Here is a 16367-nt window from a genome sequence, read left to right as displayed (position 1 = left end):
TTCATTATAGATGATAATAATTTTCATTATCAACTGTAATTTGGGCTGGAATTGGATTTTATCTTATCAAGCACAGGTTACATTTATTTTTGTCCAGATATCTTCGTAAACCACGCGGCCAATTCCTCGGTCTGATCCAATGTTGCAATCGGGTCAAAGTACCATGAACGATCCGGGCTCCAGATAAACACTCGATCATTCTTAACCGCATCCAGTGAACTCCAGACCGGTTTCGATTTCAACTCTTCCAGGGTCAGATTATCTGCTGTTAGAATGATGTAGTCTCCGGCAAATTCAGGAATCGCTTCCGATGAAACTTCAACCAGTTGATCCTTCATTAAAATCTCTTTTTTATCTGCAGGAGGATTCAAACCAAGCGCGCTGTAGACTGCCTGACCTCCCCGACCAAAATTATCACCAAAGGCCAACGGTGCTTTATCATAGAACTGCATGACCGACACCTCGGCCTGCGGATCAATTGCCTCACCAACACGTTTCTTGGCATCTGCAATTCTTGCGTCATAATCGGTTAACCATGCCTCAGATTCTTTTTCTTTATTTAGCACTTCACCAAAGTAGACGATCTCTTCATGGGTGTTTTTCAATTCCCCATAAGGAACAACCAGGGTAGGTGCAATTTTGCTAAAGGAATCAAATAAATCAGGATTACCTGTCACAATGAGATCCGGTTCAAGCTCCAACACCTTTTCGAGAGAGATGGTTTCATATTCACCAATATTCTGCACACCCTCAAGTGATTTGATAAAATAAGGATTCTTCAGGTTCATCTCGGGTGTACCCACAGGCTTGATCCCAAGGGCGATTAGACTTCCCAGATACAAGTCAACCACAATCCGTTTAGGTTCAGCCGGAATTGTAATATCTCCCTTCACCGTTGAGATTATACGTGGTTCAGATGTTTTGGTTTGATTATCCGCTGTTACTGTGTTCGTGGAACTTGATGTACTTTTGCTTCCGGAAGCATCCCCGCTCGAATTACTGGCAACACCTGTTGAGCAGGCACTTAGCAGTAACGTAAGACTTAGTAGAATACTAAGCAACATTCCCGTTCTTGTCTGTCTGTTCATATTTATTGACCCTCCATGCTTATATTGATAATGATTATCACCATCAGTATAAACATACCTTCCACTTCCACCTCTGAAAATGTCATTTCGCGCCACACCTGATGTCAGATCAGGCCAATTTAGAGGTGCTGAGGTCTTTTCTTTAAATTGCAGAGGAGAAAGACCTGTATGTTTTTTGAACATACGACCCAAATAATATCCATCCGGATAACCGATGCCTGCTGCGATCTCATCCAACGTGGCGTCCGTTTGCAGCAACATCTCCTTGGCTTTGAACAAACGAAACTGAATCAGATAGTCGATGGGACTATATCCCGTCGACTGCTTGAACTTTCGTGACAAACTCCTCGGGCTGGAGCCGATCATTTCTGCCAAAGCATGCAGCGTAAGCGGCTCTGTGTATGAAGACTGTACAATTTCAATGACTTTGCTGACCTTATCCACAATACTCGGATAGCGGTTAGATACACGAGGAATCTGTGATGATATCTGCTCCACAAAGGGATAGAACAAACTCTTGGCCTGAAAATGCTGAATAGGATTCTTTTGATCCCACAAAAAGTGCATCTGTTTCAATTGCTCATATAGAATGGTTGGCATATCGGGGGTAAACCCATAGTTCATTTGGAACGGATTGATACGCTCCATTAACCTTCCCAGATCGTTTCTCCCTCCACTAGGCAGGTTCGCTTTGTACATCAAGTAATACAAGCGTAATCCGGCTTCGCCGGCTTGAATAACCAACTTACTCCCTTTTCCCCCATGGAGAACATAAAAGCGGCTCACTTCATACGTTTGGTTGTCTATCGTCACTTCAGCCTCACCCTGAATCGTGAGTACAAAAGTACTTGTCGGAAATTTGTATTTCATCTCCTCATATGCCCCGAATTCCATGTATCGGATATCTGTTATACTCACAGCAGCATAGTTCCAGAGTATATAATAATCATTCCACATTTTGCTAACCCATCTCCGTCTACATAGATTGTGTCTGAACTTCCACTCACTTATTGATAACCATTATCAATTATTATGATGAAGTACGCAATACAACCGAGTAAATGAATCATTTGATGAAACAAGAGCTATTCAAATCCTTCTCTTAACATCCGATATATGTAAATAGAACCATGATAAAGCGGAGAAGGAGAACAGAGGATATGAATTCAATCTCATCTGCAACCAAAAGCAGTTTCACTCCCGGGAATCAAGTCTCCAATCGGGATAAAGAAATTCAGGGACTCATGCAGCAGAAGATCCGGCTCAATGAAGAAATGCAAGGTGTAAAAACCAATGACGAGTTGGATACCAAAACCAAAGCTCAGCGAATAAAATCCTTAACAAGCTCTATTTCCCAGATCGATAGCCAGATTGCCCAAATTAAAGCTGAAGAATTGCAAGAAAAGAACAAATTTAGACAGCCCGAAAAGGCTCAACAGCAACAACCCAAACCAACCGACGAGGTACAAGCCCCTTCACTCGATCATCTGATCAAGCATAGTCAGACTTATGATCAATTGGGTAAGCTGGTCGGTTTGCGTGATCGCATGCAGGGCTCCATTCAGACCACCGAAGGAGAAACCCGCTTTGACCGACTTGTTCTCGAGATCAATCCTCCCGCAAATGATCTCGATCTAGGCAAATCAATGATGTTGGAAAATTCAGAACGCACCGTCTTTCAGGCAAAGCGAGAGACCGTCCAGGACATCAACTCCCAGTTAAATAAGGTCAATCAGAAGATTGGGCAACTGGTGCAAGAGATCCATCAGCCCGCACCTATAAAAGGAGTACAACCACCTATCTCTGCAACATCTGGAGAAGAAGATCAGGAAATAAATGAAGGAAAGAAAACGGGAAATAAGGAGCACCCTTCAGATGGTGGAACCACAGATCAGGAATCAGGAAATGGTCCGCAAACTACGGCTTCTACATCTCCTGCTGCTTCATATCCATCTGTCGATATTCGAATCTGAGTACGCATTGATCAAACATAATTTTATGTATACATAATGAGCTTAAAGATTAAAGTGGCTCGTTTGCTACACAACCTTTGACTCGCATCCAATGATAGAACCGCTATTACAGGTGACTAACTCCTGATAAGTAGCGGTTTTTCTGTATTTTAACGTTATGGGTATAGAGGCGAAGCCTCAGCTTCCGAAGAAGCTTTCTTACAGAAAGCTTTTAGAGACCCACATCTCAGGTTCTCTCTGTCCTCTACGTTCTCGAAATTTTATGTCTAGCACGAAGTCGTGGCGGTATCATTTGCACAGATGATACTTCCAGCAATCGCTTTACAACCTTTTTTGATGCGTGTGGCCTCATCAATAATCTGATCTATGTTTTCATATTTTCGCTTGCTATTGGTTACAACGGCGATGGATACCGACACCAGAGGAATGGGCCGATTTAGCCCGGAACGTCCTTCCCCCAGAACATATTGATGATGCCAATCATGTTCGTTGTAAAATGTCTTTTTCATTTCCTCAAAACCTGAGATGACTTCCTCACTAATATATTTGTAATCATGGTGATTCAGGATCGTAATAAAATCATCACCACCGATATGTCCAAGAAAAGCTTCAGGGAGAACAAATAGCTTGCGAAGCAAGTTAGCTGTCGCCTGAATAAGCTGATCCCCCATTTTGAAGCCGTAGCTATCATTGTAGGATTTGAATTGATCGAGATCAACATAGAGTACGCTAAATTGGTCCATCTGAAGAGCCTGAGACAGCCTTTCATCTATGATATGATTACCAGGAAGACCAGTCAGCGGGTTCATAAAAATCGCCATTTCAGCCCGTACATCAGCAACAGCAAGTAGCAAACGCCGAATACTCACAGCTCCAAAGAAACTTTCTCCTGACGTGACCAACACAAGATCATATATTTCCCCTTCATCTCGATCCATGGCTAGAACACTGACATCTGTAATCTGTTCCGAATAATCCACGACCAGTGCCTGCGTATTCATCACCAGTTCTACAGGACGTCCCATATACAGATTATAGCCATACTGGGTGCCAATCTGCTGAAAGAATCGGGGCCGCATCATTAATGACACATCCTTCTCCCCCATAACAGCTATACCTTCCAGACTAGGATTGGACTTGAAAAGATGATAGACGATATCACATTTTGTATCAGATTGTACTACAGGAATTGGTTCAGCAATCTCGCCTATTTGCGTAAACATACTATTCTACTCCTCTGTTCGTAGCATCTTATCCGAACTTTTTAAATATATATGTAGGTCTTTGTCAATGGTCACATCGTACCACTTTCTACTTGAAAAAGCGTTAACTGAGAGTAAAAGTTTATGAATTATTTCCTTTTCTAAACTTTGCTATAGTGAGCTTATTTTAATACTTGATCTCAAAATTTTGAAGCAATCATGCAACACTAAATTTCATCATCATGTTCTGTGTTATTTCGTTATGCAAAAATACCGTCATTTACTGGATATCTTTAATCCAATAAATGACGGTATTCGTTGGCATATATTACAGAAGTTTATCGGCATGAAATGAACGAATTCAGATATAGGCCGCCAAAATTTCATTTGGCTAGAATCTAATCTGAATCCAAACTATACTTGCCAGCTCACTACTCCTGACCCTTTCAGCTTACCTTATGCTCAATTCTCAGCTTGTCAGCAACCATCGCAATGAATTCCGAGTTTGTCGGCTTCGACTTGCTGATGTTGATTGTGTAACCAAACAGGTGGCTGATGCTGTCGATGTTGCCGCGTGTCCAAGCCACTTCAATGGCATGGCGGATGGCACGTTCGACGCGGGACGGCGTGGTTTTGAATTTTTCGGCAATCGCCGGATACAGAAATCCGCTAGTTTAAACGGTCAACGTGACGCAAAGTTTAGCGTGAACATACGCGAAATAGTCTGTCGCTATAGCGATAAAGATTTCGCAGCTTTATCGGAACATTTAGCGTAAATTTATCGCTAAAGGAGGCGCTGATAAATGGCGCAGAAAACACCTAAGTTTACGTTTGTATCGAAAGAGGGTAAGCCGCTTAAGCTTGCGTTAGGAGATCGCATCGCGCAGTTTCTCGACTCCAAGCGCAGGGACCGCCGCTCAATAAAAACGGTTAGTGCCTACGCGCAGGTCTTGAATCAATTCGAGAAGTGGTATAACGAGCGTGAGTATGACGAAATTAATACGGAGATCCTGCGTGAGTACATCGAGTATCTCTCATTCGGAAAGGTACGGTGGGACGATCATCCGACAAGCCCAAACGGTGCAAAAGGACTATCGCCTCGGACGATAAACAACGTCATACGTAATATGCGCATCTTCTTCAATTACTTAATAGAAGAAAGAGTTATCACGTACAACCCTATGGAGGCAGTTAAGTACCAAGCCGAGGCCAAAGATACATTCGATATATTCACGGACGAAGAAGTGGTCAAGTTACTCAGCGCGCCCAACCGACGGGTATATACAGGACGACGAGATTACTGTATGATGCTCCTCCTCTGCGACACCGGCCTACGTATTAAAGAACTGACGAGTCTTCGCGTCTCAGACGTTAACTTTAAGACACGGCAAATCATAGTACGTGCTGAGACGTCAAAGACGAATATGACTCGCGTAGTACCTATCTCTCCGCTTACCGCCCGTGAGCTTGAAAACTTGATTTCATACATGGACGTTAGCGAGGACGATCCGCTCTGGCTTACGCAATTCGGCGAACGCTATTTCGGAGACACCTTCGCTAAGATGCTTAAACTTTACGCAAAGCGCGTAGGCGTGACGGGACCGCGAGTGTCTCCGCATACCTTCCGCCATTACTTTGCGGTTAAGTTTCTCCGCGAAGGAGGCGACGCGTTAACCCTGGCGCGCATTCTAGGCCATACATCACTAAACATGACGCAAACATATGCGAAATTCACCGGAACAGATATAAGAGAGCAGCATGATAAGGCGAGTCCGATTTCGAGTTTGATCGATAAGGGTAATGAGAAGAAGCGCGGTAGAAAAATGTTTAAGTAAGGATCACGACGAAGGGAGATGAGCCCCTTCGTTTTTCTTTTACTCAATTCTCCCGCTTGCTTCCTCCGCCACTCCCGCGCTATACTAAGAACAAACGTTCCCTAACGCTAATTAACGGAGTTGAAACGGAAAATGATCGATATCACCTCGGAAGACCACACGCTCATCAAAACGCATATTATACTGCCGCGCGTCCTCACCGCATTCGAACGGGATATCGCGCTCATCAACGCTACATTAAAGACGCCGGGCCCGTATGTCGACGTAATAGCGGAGGCCCAACGCAAACTCACCGCAGACCTATACGAGATCCGCAAAGGATTCCGTCAGCGCGGCATCAAGGTCTACGAAGAGGTCTCGGATAATGACGGAGTAACGGCGCGCTATAAATGCCGCGGCTATGAATCGCAAATGCGGATTAGGTGGACGATGATGGCTGCGGACGCGAGCGTGGTTATGCGGAAGTATCTCGGGGTGAATACGGATATGTACGTTGATCCGTCGGTTCCGGAGTGGTTACAACGCGGCCCATAAACGCAGAAAGAGCGCCCACCTCCGGAGAGATGAGCGCTAGGTCTTGCGTATTTATTTCACCGAGCCGATATCGATATACACGTAGTCTGCCGAATCAAATAGGTCAAACATGTTATCCCGTACTGCGAGCTTTACGGATGTTACATCCTCTGGTACCGCGAAAATAACTTTACGCGTTAAACTCAGCCCCGGATTTATACTATCCATCAAGAATATCGGATCACCACCGAAACTATCCATTGCGTCCGTCTCAAACTTCCGGTCGTTTTGGTCATACATTTCGAAGTAACTACTATCGACGTTGATCGGCTCTTTACCAATATTCTTTACGCTAAGTTGTATCTGGATAAGCTTGGAACCTTCCTCGGTCCCTTTTGTACTCTCCGCGCCTTTTACATTAATTTGATAATCACCGAATTTTACAGTATCTTCAGCGGAGTAGATAGTAGGTTCTTTTTTCTCGGCGGTGGAAGTCTCCGGCGTAATCTCTTTAACTTCTTCCGTTAAGACCGAAGTTGTTGCTGCGGGAATCTGTTTTGGCTCATTGTCCGAAGGATCTAATGAGAGTTTTAAAATAAGACCCAACACGAAAACTCCCACTAAAAGCCACACTATATGTACTAAAGCTCGTTTCCTCATCTCACAACCTCCTCAGTAACCAAATAGTACCATCGAATCATATAAAAAGGAAAGACCTACCTACGATACAATACGTAGTCATCCGCAAGTAGGTCGCAGTTTTATTCCGCCGCGTCCGTTTTCTTAAACGTAGAGTACACGCCCGTCCCGATCAACGCGTACGTCACGAGGTCAACGCCGATCTGCCACGTACCGAAATCCGGAGCAACTCCGTACTTTTCGAGTACCTGGTACGCAAGCCCTACGGCCGCCGCGATGAATAGCGGATTCGTTAAGCGCTTCTTCATATTACTTCGCCTCCTTCGTAATTGTCACCGTTTTAGTCTTCGCGTCCCACGATACCTTCGCGCCCAATGCTTCCGCCACAGCTCGCGCCGGTGTATACGTAGTTCCTCCGTCAAGCACGCCGTCCGTTACTTTCTTACCGTTCACAACTACGCTTACGATTACGTCCTTCTTCACGTTAGCATCCGCCACCTTTTCGTTTAGTTTCGCAGCCACAGCCGCCTTAAACAGACCCCAACCGGTCCATGCGCCACCGTCGTACATTAAGCGCGGGCAGATTTTACCGGACCAATCGTAGTGGCGGCGCAATCGATCAACGCCCCATCCGCGCTCTTTCAGCATCGACGCAACGAGAGTAGCCGCGTTATCTAGCGTCTTTGCGTAGTTGCCGCTCTCGCAAATTTCGATGCCAATTGACGTACGGTTTCCGGAACTTGCTCCGCTACCGTCTCCGGAATGCCAAGCGTTCTCATTCAGCGGAATGCATTCGATAGCCTCGCGCTCATCCACTGCGATATGGAATGACGCGGTGCGTGCGTTCGACCCGTTCGTCAGCCAAGCGCGTTCGTTAGCCGCGGAACTTGCCGGATTACCCGTATTGTGTATCGTAATTGTTGTCGCGGTCATTACGTTAGCAGGCCGCCGATTAAACGCGGTACCTTTCGGAATATAATCTTTGCGATAGTTCACGCCGCATCATCTCCGTATTTGATTTCGATATTCACAGCGCGTTCGATATACTGCATCCGCATCTCCATCCGTTCCAATGTCGATACGATACGCGTCTGTACTTCTTCCGTTTTCGTCAAGTGCTCCATCAACCGGTCCTCACGCGCCAATGCCTCCGCCTTGTTCTCGTCAACGAACGCCATCAACTTATCCTCGCGCTTCTTAGCGTCTGCCCGGTTAGCCTCCGTCTGCTCTTTCTGCGCGCGTAGCATAAGCCATACGAGCACGCCGATTACGAGTACGGCCAGCGGCATCCACGCGCCCTCTTTCAATAGCGTAAAGGCCAGCGCTGATATTCCCGCAATGTCCATCACCAATCAACCCTCCCGATAATTCCGTCTATTGTCGCGGGGCCTACGCCCTCAACGCGATCCAATTCGTACACATCCGCGTAGGGACGGCCACTCACGATGCGATCCGCAAGTACCGGCCCGATTCCCGGCAGTGTTTCGATTGCGGCGCGGCTGCTTACGTTAATGTTGATGCGTGATTTAGTTACGGACGTTGCCGTGATGACGCTCGCTACGAATGTTAAGGCCAGCGCGAGCAGAACTAGGATGCGATAAAGCTGCGTCTTGTTCACGGGTTCACGTCCTATCCGTAAAATAAAAGAAGCGCCTAAGCGGGCGCTCAAAAGAGTTGGATCTGTGTATGCCTGATGATGTACTCAGCCAACCCGTAGTTTTTGGTGATCGACTCATTAATCATTGATTTAACAGTGTCAACATAAGTCTTGTTTTCTCTTAGGCTATTATCAATAACACCACCGAAGAATTGAACGAAATAGCTGTAAGTTGTTGCACACGAGCTGTCCCACTGTACTACTTTACCTTGCTCAACGGTCTGGACATCAAAGTGCTGTGTAATAAAATCTTCCATACTTATCCCTTCCTCTCTTTCTTACCTGCAGAGTGTGTTAAAGCTTGTTTGAGAACCTCTATTGTTTGTCAATTTAACCGCACCCGCTGTGTCGATGTAAATCTGGTAATCTTGCGCTTGTTGAGACATACCACTAAGAAACCCGCCATTCGCGCTATTAGCTACTGATACGGAAAAATAAGTGGCATCCGTTTGAGCCTTGCACGCCGCAAATACAGGAATGAATCCGACAGGTACCGTTATAGTGGAGCCTGCAGGGACAGTAACCCCCGAATTGGAGTACCGCTGCATTGCCTGCACTGTGAAATTTGGATAAATCCCCGATGGAAAATTTTGTTCTACGGTTGACGGAGCTATAACGGTAGTCCCACGCACGGCCAACGTACCCGTAACGTCCCCGTCATCGTTTGTCGCTGTTTTCCCCGCTCTGATATCTCCCGCTACTGCGGTACCTGAGCCACCAGAGCTATCGGCCAAAAAATCCGATCCCACTTTACGAAATGTGTACGGTTTACCTACCGCAAGCTTACCCGCTGCGTACGCGATTCCTTTTTGATCTTTGAGCGGAACAGCTCCCAGTCCGTTTACGTTAAGCGTCGGGCTTGCTCCGTTTGCAATATGCGGAACAATAGTGATCCCGAATCCGTCCGGCAGGGTAGTCGGAATTGGGGTTAGCGTCGCGGTGTAGGCCGTTGACGTTCCGCCAGTAGTAGCGAATCCAGGTTGCCGAATATAGTCGGACACAACGCTTACCTTCGCGTCATTGACCGCCTTCTCCGTAGCTGCCACCGTCTCAGATGTCCCACTCGTGCTGTTCGATAGTTGCACCTTACCTTTTACGGTCAGGCTCGCGTCAGGAATACTCACGTCCGCCAGCGCTTCCTCAACCGCTGTATCCACCGCATTCGCCAGCGCATTCATATCCCGCGGCACATCCGCAGTCATCGCGCCGTCAATCAGCGGCAATCCTAAATTTGGCGTTGTTGCCATCGTTATAACCTCCGATTGTAAATATCGTCGTACGCGTATCCCGTTAAGCTCGCGTATGTCGCACCGCTTCCCGTAAGCTCTCCGTACGTATAGAAGCGGAATACGTAGTCAATCGCCATATGAGCCGGAATAATATCGCGTAGATTCGCTTTTAGCGCGTCAAGTTGCGCAGGCACACCAAAGACGCCGACAAACGTAATCGTCAACGTATAAGCCGCGCTATCTACCGCCACATCCACGTCGCCGTTTGCGTAGGCTTCCGCTACGTTCTCGATGAGACTTACGCTAATCTTACCGACGCCACGCATTTTACCCCGCAGGACTTCCCGCCGCTGTTCATAGGTTGCGTCAGCTTCCGGTACTACGCCGAATATCCGCTCCCACCGCGCCAATCCCCACGTTGCGCGATCGATGTAAAACTGGTCGAGCACATCGTATATATCCGCGTTAAGCTGCGCGATCTCTATAGCCTCCGCGTTAAGCAGTCCGCTTGCTACGAGAGAATCGCGGTAATATTGCGGCACGTAATCGAGCATGTCACGCTGAATCTCCGTCAATGTTCTCACGTCACTGTCACCGTCCCAAGAACCGCAACCTCTCCATTAACTACGACGATATTCGCGGTTCCTCCATTAATCGTAAGGTCGCGGTAATCAATAACGCGAGGCACGTCGAGGATAACGTTAGCAATCCGCGTAATCCGTACGAGAGGGTCCGCAAAGGCCAGCGTTGCCAGATACGCAGTGACTCCGGCTTCTAGTTGTGCGCGCACTTCTTCGAGCGTATAGCCCGGTTCGACGTCGACATCTACCGCGACATTAATCGGAACTTCGACCGCTCCTTGAACGGTAACAACCGGACCAATTGGCGCAACTCCTTCGCCGTGACCGTCCATTGTCGGGTCAATATACGTTTGGGCCGCGGTAACAACCGAAGGATCTGGCGAAGTCTTATCCGCGCCGAGTAGTACGACTTTAACCGTGCCTGGGCCGGCCCATATCGGATAGACAATCGCGTCGGCTACGCCAGGTACTTCGAGCGCCCATTGGCGGTATTGATTCGCGTTGCCGGACGTGGCTGGCCGCTGTGCCCGTTCTTGGTAGCGCGCGAATAAAGCCGCATCCGACTCCGTATCTACGCCGCCTTCGAAGTTGACCGCGTTATTTACCGCAACAATGCCGACTAGATCGCCGACCATCGTGTAAATCGCGCCCATGCCGACGTTTCCTACAGCACCTGCATCCTGCGCTTCTGCTGTGACAGTAACCGTGGAGCCTGCGATAGTTGCCGCCGCGGTCGTTACGAAATAGACCGGCGTGTCTCCGCCAGTTGAGATAACCGTGGCCGCCGGAATTACCGTTGTATCCGGACCGGTAAACGTTACTGATCCGGTTGATTTGATCGCGGCCTTACGTATAAGCCCGTAGTCAGATGCGCGGCTATCCAGGTACTCGCCGAACGTCGTATCCGTGAATCCGTAGTTGAGTACGTTGTCAAGCTCCGCGTAAGCTAGCGAAATCTCAATGGCAGCAGGCGAAGCTAAATCGTAAGTTACCGAACCTGGCCGCTTATCAATATCGTTAGGTGGTTCCGCGAGTATCCGCTCTAAGACCGCGGCCTTCGTTTGATCTTCGTATGCCATTATTAAATCGTCACCTCCACCGGAATCGTTTCGTTATCTACTTCCACGAAAAAAGAGACGTACAATTTGTCCGCCTCCCTCGTTAATGTAAAGTCACGCACCGCAAGAATCCGGTCGTCGTATATTAGCGCGTCCTCAATTGTCCGCGGTATTTCCGTTTCTAATAGTTCGACCGAAACTTCCTGGCCGATTAAATCGTCTAACTCGCATCCGTAGTCATCGTCGAATATCGCGAAACGGTAACGCGCAGTCCGGATCGCTTTGTAGATGAACTGTTCAATCGCAGCCGTTCCGTCAACTGTCCCGCCCATTTCGCCAGTCTCAACGTTTAGTGCGTATGTTTTGAGCGGCAGTATTTCGTCAACTACCGCCTCTTCCGTTTCCTCGTCGGTAATTACCGCAAGTGGACTAAGCGCCATCTCCAACGCCCCCTAACCGGTCAAGTATTACGTAATCCTGTCCTGCATTGAACATCTGGAGTACGACGCGATCGCCCGCTTCCAGTACCGGCGGAAACTCGATCACCGAATCTACTCCGTTGATTTTAACAGTCCGCGTGTACCCTTTTAGGCGTTCCGGAATAACGAGATCCTCGCGTTCCAATTCGAAGTTGACGTTATCAAGTTTCACGCGAATATCCGGAAGAGGTGCGATGACCGTTCCGATTTCTACGTCAACGTCCTTGTTGTAACCGAGTTGCCGGATGACGTCGCGCAATTTACTTACGCCGCCCCCGTCGATAGTTTCGAGAGCCACCGCATCACTTCCCTTTCTTCGCTTTTTCTTTCGCCTTCTTCTTCGATTCTTTCGCCTTTTTCTTCTTCTCCGGCTCCTCTTCGTAATCCAGCTTCGGAAGGTCATCCGTTTTAGATAGCGTCAGGTCCATCATGTGGATTCCGTCGCTGAACGTATGCGTGTCCGCGTTGACGTAAAAGCCGCCGACCAAGTCCGTCATGCTTTCGAACGCGTAGACCGCTATGCCGGCGACGACGTCCGTAATGCCGAGCGCGTTAACTGATACGTCTTCCTTAACGGTCGATAGCTCCTTGAGGCGCTGTTTCGCGAGCTGGCGCAATTGAGACGCGTTAAGCTTCGAATCTGCGCTTTCGTAATGCTGCATGAGTCCGTAACGCGTAGCTAATGCCGCATTCTTTTCAGACGCGGTTATCTGCTTCTCTTCCGACTCGCCTCCGACAACTTTAACGGCCGTCCGTAACTCTTCGATTGAGCGCGTCCGTGTTGCACCGATAATGTTAACGCCGTCCTCGATCATCCAACGCACTGCGGCGTCCTTCTTCTCGCGTAGTCCAAGCTTACCGTTAGATGCGTAGACAACGAACTTCCGCCCGTTCTGCTTGCGCGTTTCCGTCAGTGCCGTGACCATCATGTCCCACAGCGTCTTACTCCGGAGGATCATGCGCGGTATAACGTAGCCGGTATTTGCGATGTCGCCCGTCGGGATTCCGAATGACTTACATAATTCCGCAATCATCGCGCCCGCCGTCATCTTGACAAACTTCCGCGTATCTGTATTCTTCGTGAGATAAACGTTCTCGTCATACGCAATTACTACCGCTTCGCCCTTCTCCGATATGTCATACGTAAAGATGACACCGCGAAATACGCCTTTACCGTCTACGTAAAAGCGTACTTCCTTTCCGAGTTCGAACGCGATCTCTTGATCCTCGCCGTTGAGCGTATTGGACAAGGACAGCGTAAGTGTTCGATGAGGTTGCGCGACGTCCCCGGACCAAGTTGCGGTCTTTACGAGAGACTCAACGTTATATTTACCGTCATATAAAACGCTAATCTTCGTACTCATTTCGGGATCACCAGCTTCTGACCCGGCTTGAGTGCGTTAGGATTCGCGCCGATTACCGATTTATTCTTCGCATAGATGTCGCGCCATCGATCGCCGTTTCCGTAGACTTTGGCCGCGATCTTAAACAGCGAGTCGCCGGACTTGACCGTGTATGACGTCGGTGTCGAACGCGTAGAAGGGCGCGCTGGATCAGTCGTAACCTTAGGCGCAGATATATTCGTCTTCTTTGCGTTAGGGTCCGACTTTTTCGCGTTGGGAATAAACGTGTACTCCTTGAGTTGCAGCGTGTAGTAAACGTCGCCAGGCTCTCCGCCGCGTTCCTCGTATTCAAACGACCGAATCGTAACCGCGATGTTAATCGGCGTATTCGTCACAATAAAACGGACAGGACGGCCGGACTTCTGCCACCGTTCGATTGTCTTAACGATTTCCCACGGATCTTTCAACTTCGAATATTGGCAATACGACCCGTTATAATCGCGCGGAAAGAACGAAGATACCGTAAATTCTTTCTGCCGATTGTTTCCGAGAATCGTGTACTCGCCGAGATTCGATACGCTGACGTCTTCGTAGCCGTACGTGGATGTTGCGTTGATTGTTTCGGGATTAACGGGAAGCCATAAGACCTCCGCGTTATTGTTATACTTGAGCCAAAACTGCGGCTTGCCTCTCGCCAATAATGCCGCCTCCTCTCCGTTCTATTGTGCCAACCGAAGCGCGATTCTGTTCGCAATATCGTCAATGTCGTTATCATTACGCACAACGAACGTATTGCCCGTTACCATTACGGAAGGGCCGCCGATACTGCTATTGCCATCGCGTCGATTACGCGCCTCTGTTGCGGTTAACACTTCCTCGCCTTGGTGGAGCCGCGCTGTGTAGCCGCTGTACGGCACGTAATCAAGACCGCCGGAGTGACCTAGCGCTTTGTTTCCGGCATAGTAAGCACCGCTGGCGTCCGGTCTCTCGACATTGTCGGGAAGTTTACCGCCGATCCGCACTAATTGCTCGTCGCTAAATCTGCTTTGGACCACTTCAACGCCCTTTTCTCCGATAAGGAGCTTACCGAGACCTTGGCCGATCCCCTTCGTAATAGCGATACCCACTTGCGTGCCCAGTGTCATAGCGGCCTCAATAAGCGGTTGCGATGCCTTCAGCGACTCTCCTAGAATATCGATTGCCCTACGTGACATATCTTGGATCTTATTGGCCCCGCCTGCATCCAACCATTTCTGGAATGTTTTTGACAGATCCTCGAAGATGAACTTTATTTTGCTTTGAATGTCGGGAAGAGATTGAAAGCGGGGGTTGTTGATGAAATGTGTATTTACATAGCTCTCCGCCGAGTCAACCATCCTCTGTACCGCCGCCGTAATCTGCGGAGTATATTCAGCGACAAGCCCCGCGGCTCCTCCTGCCAGCTTACGTATAATAGGCATTAGCGGAGTAAGAGCGGATATCTGCAGCGTCTCAACGGCACCGCGGAACTGCTCAATCGCACCCGCCGCGCTATTCATCTTCTCTTCCGCAACTTTTAACGCAGTAACTTTACCCATCTCGTCGTAGAACTTCTGAACACCTTCCGCGCCTTCTTTGAACAAGATATTACCGGCACGAATTGCGTCTGATCCGAAGAGTTGGTACATATAGTACTGGCGTTGCTCGCTCGTTAACTTACCGAAACGGTCTTGGAGAACATCGGCGACTTCCGCCAATTTCTTGATCTCACCGCGCTCATCGTAAAACGCGGAATGGACGAGGTTATTCGCCATCAAGAACTTCTGCGTCTCTTTTGCCGCCTTACTGGTGCCGACTTTTAGCCCCTTCATTTGCGCAACGTATTTCTCGACGTCGCCCGTTACTTGTTGGAGGGAGTTTCCGGTTGACTTTATACCTTTGTTTGCTAAAAACTCCATGGCGGCGGTTGTGTCGACGGTTAAGAGGTTAAACTGCTCAAACAACGCGTATGCCTTATCCGTCATCGGAACCAAATTGGATATCATCGTTTTGAGGGAAGTACCCGCGTCGGATGACTTAATTCCGTTATTCGCAAACAAACCGAGAGCCACGTTAGTATCGGCGAACGACATACCCACACCTGACGCGACTGCGGAAACGGCCTGTAAGGACAGACGGAGTTCCTGCACGCTGGTAGCGGAGGCATTGGCGGTTCCTGCGAGAATGTCCGCGGCTCGTGCGGCGCTCATTTCGTCTTTTTTGAATGCGTTAAGCGCGGTAGACATTATTTCCGCCGCATCAGCGAGCTCTAGTCCGCCCGCAGTCGCAAGGTTCAGAGCCGCGTTCAGCCCGTCCGCTTGAACTTGAGCTGGCGTAAGGCCCGCTTTCAACAGCTCCTCTATACCTTGTGCGGCTTCGAGAGCGGAGTATTTAGTCTTCGCCCCTTGTTCGAGAGCTAACGCCTGCATCTTAGCCATCTCATCCGCTGATGCTCCCGTAAGTGCTTTAATAGATTGTATCTGCGACTCGAAGTCCATTGCTTTCTTGAGGCTGTCCCCTACGATAGCGACCGTACTTGCGACAGCTCCGATACCCGCCGCAGCTACTCCGAATTTAAGTAATCCCGAAGTCATACTCCGCAGGGGCCTCGTAGCGTTGTCGATAATACGCAAATGTCCTACGATATCAAACGACATCTAGCGATTCCCCCTTTGGCGTTCGACTTGTTTACGTTCCCGCGCCTCTTCCTCAAGAACGAGCATGTCGGAGGCGTACATCATCGCGCGGTGGC

Annotated in this window: 19 protein-coding genes and 1 pseudogene; 3 read left to right on the top strand and 17 right to left on the bottom strand. The window is 48.6% G+C overall.

Going from position 1 to position 16367, the window contains the following annotated elements:
• Positions 1-83: 83 nt before the first annotated feature.
• A complete protein-coding gene (locus MHB71_RS05245) occupies positions 84-1958 on the bottom strand; it encodes an AraC family transcriptional regulator (protein WP_340029021.1) in 1875 nt (624 codons plus the stop codon).
• Positions 1959-2248: 290 nt separating this feature from the next.
• Here MHB71_RS05245 and MHB71_RS05240 point away from each other — a divergent pair, with 290 nt between their 5' ends.
• A complete protein-coding gene (locus MHB71_RS05240; protein WP_340029020.1) occupies positions 2249-3061 on the top strand; it encodes a FlxA-like family protein in 813 nt (270 codons plus the stop codon).
• Between the two features lie 266 nt (positions 3062-3327).
• Here MHB71_RS05240 and MHB71_RS05235 read toward each other — a convergent pair whose 3' ends face one another.
• On the bottom strand, positions 3328-4284 hold the full coding sequence (locus MHB71_RS05235) for a GGDEF domain-containing protein (RefSeq protein ID WP_340029019.1): 957 nt from the start codon (positions 4282-4284) through the stop codon (positions 3328-3330).
• 425 nt (positions 4285-4709) lie between these two features.
• A pseudogene (locus MHB71_RS05230) lies at positions 4710-4925 on the bottom strand (sporulation initiation factor Spo0A C-terminal domain-containing protein); the annotation flags it as partial.
• Positions 4926-5066: 141 nt separating this feature from the next.
• Between MHB71_RS05230 and MHB71_RS05225 the strand changes: the two are divergent.
• Entirely contained in the window at positions 5067-6098 is a 1032-nt protein-coding gene (locus MHB71_RS05225) for a tyrosine-type recombinase/integrase (protein WP_340029018.1), read from the top strand.
• Between the two features lie 132 nt (positions 6099-6230).
• Complete coding sequence (locus MHB71_RS05220; RefSeq protein ID WP_340029017.1) at positions 6231-6632, top strand: hypothetical protein; 402 nt, start codon at positions 6231-6233, stop codon at positions 6630-6632.
• A gap of 51 nt (positions 6633-6683) precedes the next feature.
• On the opposite strand, the gene MHB71_RS05215 is transcribed toward MHB71_RS05220, so the two are convergent.
• The 14 genes from MHB71_RS05215 to MHB71_RS05150 form a co-directional block, all read right to left on the bottom strand.
• Positions 6684-7271, bottom strand: a complete 588-nt coding sequence (locus MHB71_RS05215) for a DUF4352 domain-containing protein (RefSeq protein ID WP_340029016.1) — start codon at positions 7269-7271, stop codon at positions 6684-6686.
• A gap of 101 nt (positions 7272-7372) precedes the next feature.
• On the bottom strand, positions 7373-7558 hold the full coding sequence (locus MHB71_RS05210) for a hypothetical protein (protein ID WP_340029015.1): 186 nt from the start codon (positions 7556-7558) through the stop codon (positions 7373-7375).
• A 1-nt stretch (position 7559) separates the two neighbouring features.
• Positions 7560-8246, bottom strand: coding sequence for an N-acetylmuramoyl-L-alanine amidase (locus MHB71_RS05205; RefSeq protein WP_340029014.1), 687 nt, complete (start codon positions 8244-8246; stop codon positions 7560-7562).
• On the bottom strand, positions 8243-8599 hold the full coding sequence (locus MHB71_RS05200) for a hypothetical protein (RefSeq protein ID WP_143023576.1): 357 nt from the start codon (positions 8597-8599) through the stop codon (positions 8243-8245). Before MHB71_RS05200 ends, MHB71_RS05205 begins: the two co-directional genes overlap by 4 nt.
• A complete protein-coding gene (locus MHB71_RS05195; RefSeq protein WP_340029013.1) occupies positions 8596-8868 on the bottom strand; it encodes a helix-hairpin-helix domain-containing protein in 273 nt (90 codons plus the stop codon). The genes MHB71_RS05200 and MHB71_RS05195 overlap by 4 nt, the downstream gene beginning before the upstream one ends.
• A gap of 47 nt (positions 8869-8915) precedes the next feature.
• Positions 8916-9164, bottom strand: coding sequence for a hypothetical protein (locus MHB71_RS05190; RefSeq protein WP_340029012.1), 249 nt, complete (start codon positions 9162-9164; stop codon positions 8916-8918).
• A gap of 21 nt (positions 9165-9185) precedes the next feature.
• Positions 9186-10154, bottom strand: coding sequence for a phage tail protein (locus tag MHB71_RS05185; RefSeq protein WP_340029011.1), 969 nt, complete (start codon positions 10152-10154; stop codon positions 9186-9188).
• A 2-nt stretch (positions 10155-10156) separates the two neighbouring features.
• Positions 10157-10720: a putative phage tail protein gene (locus MHB71_RS05180; protein ID WP_340029010.1), complete on the bottom strand. Its 564-nt coding sequence runs from the start codon at positions 10718-10720 to the stop codon at positions 10157-10159.
• Complete coding sequence (locus MHB71_RS05175) at positions 10717-11796, bottom strand: baseplate J/gp47 family protein (protein ID WP_340029009.1); 1080 nt, start codon at positions 11794-11796, stop codon at positions 10717-10719. The genes MHB71_RS05180 and MHB71_RS05175 overlap by 4 nt, the downstream gene beginning before the upstream one ends.
• Positions 11797-11798: 2 nt before the next feature.
• Positions 11799-12215: a DUF2634 domain-containing protein gene (locus tag MHB71_RS05170; protein ID WP_340029008.1), complete on the bottom strand. Its 417-nt coding sequence runs from the start codon at positions 12213-12215 to the stop codon at positions 11799-11801.
• Positions 12205-12552 (bottom strand): DUF2577 domain-containing protein, encoded by a 348-nt coding sequence (locus MHB71_RS05165; protein WP_340029007.1) that lies wholly within the window; start codon positions 12550-12552, stop codon positions 12205-12207. The genes MHB71_RS05170 and MHB71_RS05165 overlap by 11 nt, the downstream gene beginning before the upstream one ends.
• 4 nt (positions 12553-12556) lie before the next feature.
• A complete protein-coding gene (locus MHB71_RS05160; RefSeq protein WP_340029006.1) occupies positions 12557-13618 on the bottom strand; it encodes a hypothetical protein in 1062 nt (353 codons plus the stop codon).
• The gene (locus MHB71_RS05155) at positions 13615-14295 is read right to left on the bottom strand and encodes a LysM peptidoglycan-binding domain-containing protein (protein ID WP_340029005.1); all 681 of its coding nucleotides are present in this window, start codon (positions 14293-14295) and stop codon (positions 13615-13617) included. Before MHB71_RS05155 ends, MHB71_RS05160 begins: the two co-directional genes overlap by 4 nt.
• A gap of 21 nt (positions 14296-14316) precedes the next feature.
• Positions 14317-16272, bottom strand: coding sequence for a phage tail tape measure protein (locus MHB71_RS05150; RefSeq protein WP_340029004.1), 1956 nt, complete (start codon positions 16270-16272; stop codon positions 14317-14319).
• Positions 16273-16367 lie beyond the last annotated feature (95 nt).

The sequence above is a fragment of the Paenibacillus sp. FSL H7-0940 genome, from assembly GCF_037979415.1.
Lineage (GTDB): Bacteria > Bacillota > Bacilli > Paenibacillales > Paenibacillaceae > Paenibacillus > Paenibacillus amylolyticus.
The sequence above is the reverse complement of the archived record's forward strand: the minus strand, read 5'-3'. Positions and strand labels throughout refer to the sequence as shown.